Genomic DNA, 8,012 nt, shown 5'->3' with positions numbered 1-8,012 from the left:
GACCTGCAGGGCTTCTTGCATGAGCGTCTCCCCGACTACCTCCGCCCCTCGGCCCTCATCTCCCTCGACGCCTTCCCCCTCACCCCCAACGGCAAGATCGACCGTCAGGCCCTGCCCGTTCCTGCCTATGGCACTGCCCACTCCGGTGCAGGTCGCGCACCGCGCACGCCTCAGGAAGAAGTCCTCTGCGGCCTGTTCGCCGAGGTCCTGAACGTTCCCCACGTCGCCCCGGAGGACAGTTTCTTCGACCTGGGTGGCCACTCCCTCCTCGCGACCCGCCTCATCAGCCGCATCCGCACCGTCCTCGGCGTCGAACTCCCGATCCGGGCTCTCTTCGAGACCCCCACCCCGGCAGGTCTTGCGCGTCAGGTGCGGGATGCGGATGGTGCGCGGGCGCCGCTTGCCGTCGTTGAGCGGCCGGAGACGATCCCGTTGTCGTTCGCCCAGCAGCGGTTGTGGTTCCTGCACAAGCTCGAAGGCCCCTCGGCGACGTACAACATGCCTCTCGCTCTCCGTCTCACCGGTGAGATCGACCGCGAGGCCTTGCTGATGGCCGTCCGCGACGTCGTGGCGCGGCACGAGCCGCTGCGCACCGTCTTCCCCGAGGCCGGGGCCGGGGCCGGGGCCCAGGCCGGGAGCGAGACCTGCCAGCACATCCTCCCCCCTGCCCAGGCCGACGTCCCCTGGGACATACGGGAACTGAACGCTCCCGATCTCGCGGACGCGCTCGCAGAGGCTGCCCGCCACCCCTTCGACCTCGCTTCCGAACTTCCCTTGCGCGCCCACCTGTTCGTGATCAGCCCGACCGAGTGTGTCCTGCTGCTCCTTCTGCACCACATTGCGGGTGACGGCTGGTCGCTGGGGCCGCTCGCGCGGGATCTCGTTGCTGCCTACACCGCGCGGCGTGACGGTGCGGTGCCGTCCTGGGAGGCCCTCCCGGTGCAGTACGCGGACTACACCCTCTGGCAGCGCGAACTCCTCGGCGACGAAACCGACCCGACCAGTGCGTTCAGCAACCAGGTTGCGTACTGGACCCGCCAGCTCGCCGATCTGCCGGACCTGCTCGCCCTCCCCACCGACCGTCCGCGGCCGGCCGTGGCCTCGTACAACGGCGATCTCACGGAGCTCAGGCTTGACGCCGACCTCCATCGCGAGATCGTGGAGCTGGCCCAGCGCTGCGGTGCGACGGTGTTCATGGTGTTGCAGGCCGCGATGGCGGGTCTGCTGACGCGTCTCGGTGCGGGGACGGACATCCCGCTCGGCAGTGGTATCGCCGGGCGGACCGACGAGGCGCTCGACGACCTGATCGGGTTCTTCGTCAACACGCTCGTCCTCCGTACCGACACGTCCGGCGACCCCACCTTCTCCGATCTGGTCGGTCGGGTGCGGGAGGCGAGCCTGGCGGCGTACGCGCACCAGGACGTGCCGTTCGAGCACCTCGTCGAGGTCCTCAACCCGCAGCGTTCGACCTCCCACCACCCGCTCTTCCAGATCGCCCTCGTCCTGCAGAACAACGCCCAGGCCGCCTTCGAACTGCCGGGGCCCGGGGTGACGGTGCAGGGCCGGACGGTCGCAACCGGGACGTCCCGCTTCGACCTGTTCTTCAGCCTGACCGAGCGGCGCCGCGCCGACGACGGTGTGGCGGACGGCGTCGAGGGAGTCGTGGAGTTCGCCACCGACCTCTTCGACAAGGCCACGGTCGACGCGCTCGTCAGCAGGTGGATCCACCTGCTGCGGGAGTGGGTCGCGGCGCCCGGCGCGCGGATCGGGGCCGCCGACCTGCTCACTGCCGGTGAGCGGGATGCCGTTCTCGGCACGGCGGCGGAGGCCGCCGGACCCGTGCCCGTGGCGTCCGAAGCGTGGCTCAGCCGGTTCGCTGCTGTGGTGGGGTCGTCGCCGGGTGGTGCGGCGGTGGTGTGTGGTGGTCGGGTGTGGTCGTACGGGGAGGTTGATGCGTGGGCGAATCGGTTGGCGCGTTGGCTGGTTGAGCGGGGTGTGGGTCCGGAGCGGCGGGTGGGGGTGATGTTGCCGCGTTCGGTGGAGCTGGTGGTTGCTGTGCTGGGTGTGCTGAAGGCGGGTGGTGCGTATGTGCCGGTGGACCCGGGGTATCCGGCGGAGCGGATCGCGTTCATGCTGGAGGACTGTGCTCCGTTGCTGGTGCTGGACGAGGAGAGTCTGCCTGCCGATTTGAGCGGTTATCCGGCTACCGATCCCGGAGTACGCGTGGACTCCGGGCATCCTGCCTACGTCATCTACACCTCCGGATCCACCGGCACCCCCAAGGGCGTCGTCGTCCCCCACACCGGCATCGGCACCCTCGCCACCGCACAGCGCGAGCGGTTCGCCGTCGACGCCGGAAGCCGGGTGCTGCAGTTCTCCTCGCCGAGCTTCGACGCCGCGGTGTCCGAGCTGGTCACCACGCTGGGGGCCGGAGCGACGCTCGTCGTGTCCGAGGAGGGAAAGCTCGCAGGCCGGGAACTGCTGAACGCCCTGCGCGAGGAAAGGATCACCCACGTCACCCTGCCGCCCTCGGTGCTCCTCACCCTCGGAACGGGCGACGACCCGGAAGCGGCGCTGCCCGACCTGCGCACCTTGGTCGTCGCCGGCGAGGCTTGCCCGCCGGAGCTGGTGCGCGTCTGGTCGCGCGGCCGGCGGATGGTCAACGCCTACGGGCCGACGGAATGCACGGTCTGTGTCGCGATGAGCGATCCGCTGACCGGGCCGGACGCCCCGATCGGCCGGCCGCTGCCGGGCACGCGCGTGTACGTCCTGGACGAGCTCCTGCGGCCCCTGCCGCCTGGTGTCCCCGGCGAGCTGTACGTATCCGGCTCCGGCCTGGCGTGCGGCTACCTCGACCGGGCCGCGCTCACCGCGCAGCGGTTCGTCGCCGATCCGTTCCGGGGTGACGGCTCGCGCATGTACCGCACGGGTGACGTCGTGCGCTGGACGACGAGCGGGCAACTGGACTACCTGCGTCGCGCCGACGAGCAGGTCAAGGTCCGCGGCTTCCGCATCGAGCCGGGCGAGATCGAGGGTGTGCTGCGCCGTCATCCCGACGTGGGACAGGCGGTCGTCACGGTGCGCGAGGACCGGCCCGGCGACCAGCGCCTCGTCGCCTACGTGGTGCCTTCCGACACGGTGGCTGCCCACGCCGCCGTCACCGATGGCGTTGGTCTCACTCCCACTCCCACCCACGTTGACGCCCAAGCAGCCGCTCAGGTCGCCGAATGGCAGGGCGTCTACGAGTCGCTCTACTCCGCCGTGTCGTTCTCGGGCTGGGGTGAGGACTTCACGGGATGGAACTCCAGCTATTCGGGTGAGCCCATTCCCGCGGACGAGATGCGAGCCTGGCGGGACGCCGCCGTGGAGCAGGTTCTGCGCTGGCGGCCGAAGCGTGTCCTGGAGCTCGGCGTCGGCTCGGGTCTGCTGCTCTCCCGCATCGCGCCCGAGGTCGAGACCTACTGGGGCACGGACTTCTCCGCGGCGGTGATCGAGCGGCTGGCGGGGCACGTCGCGCGTGCGGGGTGGAGCGACCGCGTCGAGCTGCGCGCCCGGCCCGCGGACGACATCGCGGACCTGCCCACCGGGTTCTTCGACACGATCGTGCTGAACTCCGTGGTCCAGTACTTCCCCGGCGGCGACTACCTGACCCGGGTGCTCACGCAGGCCCTGCGACTCCTGGCACCCGGGGGCAGGCTCGTGGTCGGCGACGTGCGGAACGCGGCCACGCTGCGGGCCCTGCGCACCGCCGTCCACCAGTCCCGGCACCCGGGCGAGCGGCCGAGCGCGGTGCGGGCCGCGGTGGACCACGCCGTTCTGACGGAGAAGGAACTCGTCGTGGACCCGGGGTTCTTCACCGCCCTCGCCGCGGCCGAGCCGGCCGTGGGCGCGGTGGACATCCGGCTGAAGCGCGGAATGGTACACAACGAGCTGACCCGGCACCGCTACGAAGTGGTTCTCCACGAGCAGTCCGCCGAACCGTTGGTCGTCCTCGACGCCACGGTCTTGGCCTGGGGGCGGGACCTGCACGCAGTGGAGGAACTCGACGGCGTGCCCTTGGCGTCGCCGATCCGTATCACCGGCATCCCGAACCTGCGCCTCACTGCCGAGGCCGGAGCGTCTGCTACGGCCGGATCATCCGGCGAGGCCGGGCCATCCGACGAGCTGGGTTCGTCCATCGAGACCGGGCCGTTCGGGCCGTCCGGGCCGTCCGGGCCGTTCACCGAGGGCGTCGATCCGGAGGACCTCCACCTCTGGGGAGAGCGTCACGGTCACCTTGTGGTGACCACGTGGTCCACGGCTACGGGAACGTCCACCGGCTTCGACGCCGCCTTTGATGCCGTCATCGTCCCCGGAGGCACTGACCCGACCGCCCCGACACACCCGACCGGCTCCGTACCGCTCGTGCTGCATGGCGTGTACGTACCGCCGCCGGCCCCGTCCGGTGACCGGCCCCACCTCCGTGCCCTCACCAACGACCCGGTCCGGGCCCGCCGCATCGGCAACCTGTCGACGGACCTCCGGGCGTACGCGCAGCGGTCCCTCCCCGAGCACATGCTGCCGTCGGCCGTCGTCGTCCTCGGTTCGCTGCCGCTGACCGCCAACGGAAAGCTCGACCGGAGGGCCCTGCCCGCCCCCGACCACAGCGCGGCGCCGGCGAGCCGGGCGGCGCGCAGCCAGCAGGAAGAGCTGCTCTGCGGTCTCTTCGCCGAGGTGCTGGGCCTGCCGTGGGTCGGGGTGGACGACGGTTTCTTCGACCTCGGCGGGCATTCGCTCCTGGCCACCCGTCTCATCAGCCGCATCCGTACCGCTCTCGGCGTCGAACTCCCCATCCGCGCGATCTTCGAGACGCCGACCGTCGCCGGCCTGGCACAGGCCTTGGACGAGGCCGGCTCGGCCCGTACGGGGCTGACGGCCACCGGGACGCGACCCGACGTGGTGCCGCTGTCGTTCGCCCAGCAGCGCCTGTGGTTCCTGCACAAGCTGGAGGGGCCGTCCCCCTCCTACAACATGCCCCTGGTCCTGCGGCTCTCCGGCGAGGTGGACCGGGAAGCACTGCGGACGGCCGTGCACGACGTGGTGACGCGGCACGAGTCGCTGCGCACCGTCTTCCCCGAGGTGGACGGGCGCCCCCGCCAGGTGATCATCAGCCCGGACCGGGCCCGGCCGGACTGGGAGGAGCGGGACGTCGCCGGGGACGAACTGCCCGCAGCCCTGGCGGAAGCCGTACGGTACGCCTTCGACCTCGGAACCGACATCCCGCTACGGGTGTCACTGTTCGTCTCCGGCCCGTCCGAGTTCACCGCACTCGTGCTGATGCACCACATTGCGGGTGATGGTTGGTCGATGGGTCCGCTGGCGAGGGATCTCGTCGCTGCTTATACGGCCCGGCGGTCGGGTGGTGAGCCGTCGTGGGAGCCGCTGCCGGTGCAGTACGCGGACTACACCCTCTGGCAGCGCGACCTGCTCGGCGACGAGACCGACCCCGGCAGTGCCTTCGCCCGGCAGGTCACGTACTGGAGCCGGCAGCTCGCCGGCCTCCCCGAGCGGCTGAGCCTGCCCACCGACCGTCCCCGCCCGCCCGTGGCCTCCTACCGTGGCGACCTGACCGGCCTGGAACTCGATCCCGGCCTGCACCGCGCCGTGGCGCGGCTGGCCCAGCGCTGCGGCGCGACGGTGTTCATGGTGTTGCAGGCTGCGATGGCGGGTTTGCTGACGCGTCTCGGTGCGGGGACAGACATTCCGCTCGGCAGTGGTATCGCCGGGCGGACGGACGAGGCGCTCGACGATCTCGTGGGGCTGTTCGTCAACACGCTCGTGCTCCGTACCGACACGTCCGGCGACCCCACGTTCACGGATCTGGTCGGTCGGGTGCGGGAGGCGAGCCTGGCGGCGTACGCGCACCAGGACGTGCCGTTCGAGCACCTCGTCGAGGTGCTCAACCCGCAGCGTTCGACCTCCCACCACCCGCTCTTCCAGATCGCCCTCGTCCTGCAGAACACCGAGCAGGCGCGGTTCGAGCTCCCGGACATGACAGTCCGGGCCGAGACGGCGGGCACCGGTACGTCCCGGCTCGACCTGCTCTTCCTCCTCAGCGAGAACTACGGCCAGGACGGCACGCCCGGCGGCGTCGCGGGTTACGTGGAATACGCGACCGACCTGTTCGACAAGGCCACGGTCGACGCGCTCGTGGCGCGGTGGACGCGGCTCCTGCGGCTGTTCACCGACGAACCCGACCTGCCCCTCGGCTCCGTCGACATCCGCAGCGACGCCGAACGCGACCGGGCGCCCGGAACGCGGAACGACACCGGCCGCGGCATATCTGCTTCCACTTCCACCTGGCCGGAGCTGTTCGAGGCACAGGCAGCACGGACGCCGGAAGCGGTCGCGCTGAGCCAGGAGAGCAGCACCGAGACCGCGAACCCGCACGGCAGCACCCGGGACAGCCATGAGCTCTCCTACGCCGAGCTGAACGCCAGGGCGAACCGACTGGCGCACTGGCTGATCGGCCAGGGCGTACGGCCGGAGCAGCCGGTGGCCCTGGCGCTACCGCGGTCGCTCGACCTCTTCGTGGCCGCCGTCGCGGTCCTGAAGGCCGGCGGCACGTACGTACCCCTCGACCCCGAATACCCGTCGGAGCGCCTCGCCTTCATGCTCGGCGACGTCGCCCCGCCGCTGGTCCTCACGAACCGGGACGCCCTCGACCGCCTGCCCGCCGAACCCGCCGCAGGCGCCCGGTACCGGCTGATCGACGATCCGGCCCTCCAAGCCGAAGTGCAGCCCTGCCCTGCGACGAACCCCGGCCCGTCGGACCGCGGAACGCTCGACCCGCGTCACCCCGCCTACGTCATCTACACCTCCGGTACGACGGGCGAGCCCAAGGGCGTCGTCGTCTCGCACTCCGGCATCGCCGGCCTGGCCGCCTCGCAGAACGAGCGCTTCTCCCTGCGCCCCGGAAGCCGGGTCCTGCAGTTCTCCTCGCCCAGCTTCGACGTGTCCTTCGCCGAGCTCTCCGCGGCGCTGCTGTCCGGCGCCACCCTCATCCTGCCCCGGCCCGGCCAACTGGTCGGGACCGCGCTGAAGGACGTCCTCACGGCACAGCGCGTCTCGCACATTCTCATCGCCCCGTCCATCCTGAGCACGATCCCCGTGGACGGAGAGACACAGGGAGAGACGCAGGGAGACGCGTTCGGAGGCGCGCGCGGAGGCGCGTACGGGGACACGCCTCTGCTGCCGGACCTGACGGACCTGATCATCGGCGGCGAACCCTGCCCCGAAGACCTCCTCGCCCGGTGGTCGCCGGGCCGCCGCGTGGTCAACGCCTTCGGACCCACCGAGTGCACGGTCTCCGTCACCACGAGCGAGCCGCTGACCGGCCCCGCGGCCCCCATCGGGCTGCCGGTCGCCGGTACCGGGGTGTACGTACTGGACGACCGCCTGCGTCCCGTACCCCCCGGCGTACCCGGCGAACTGTACGTATCCGGGCCCGGCCTCGCCCGCGGCTACCTCAATCAGACCGGCCTCACCGCGGGGCGCTTCGTCGCCGACCCCTTCCGGGCCGACGGCTCCCGCATGTACCGCACCGGAGACCTCGGGCGCTGGACCGCCGACGGTCAACTCGAGTACGCGGGCCGCGCCGACGACCAGATCAAGGTGCGCGGCTACCGCGTCGAACCCGGGGAGGTCGAATCCGCGCTGCGCCGGCACCCCGAGGTCTCCGAGGCCGTGGCCGTCGTCCGCGAGGACCGGCCCGGCGACAAACGTCTGGTCGCCTACGTCGTCCCGGACGCCGACACGATGCCCGTCCGGGGTGCGGACGACCAGGTGACGGAATGGCGGGGCGTCTACGACTCGGTCTATTCCCAGAACAGCTCCGCAGCCTGGGGTGAGGATTTCACGGGGTGGAATTCGAGTTATTCGGGTGGTCCTATTCCCTTGGGTGAGATGCGGGCGTGGCGGGATGCTGCGGTGGGGCAGGTGTTGCGGTGGGGGCCGCGGCGTGTGCTGGAGAT

1 pseudogene is annotated in these 8,012 nt (G+C 71.2%); it reads left to right on the top strand.

Annotated features, from left to right (window positions below):
- Positions 1-15 precede the first annotated feature (15 nt).
- Positions 16-8,012 (top strand): annotated as a pseudogene (locus ACSNOH_RS31395) (amino acid adenylation domain-containing protein); the annotation flags it as partial.

The organism is Streptomyces sp. URMC 127 (assembly GCF_051386535.1).
Lineage (GTDB): Bacteria > Actinomycetota > Actinomycetes > Streptomycetales > Streptomycetaceae > Streptomyces.
The sequence above is the reverse complement of the archived record's forward strand: the minus strand, read 5'-3'. Positions and strand labels throughout refer to the sequence as shown.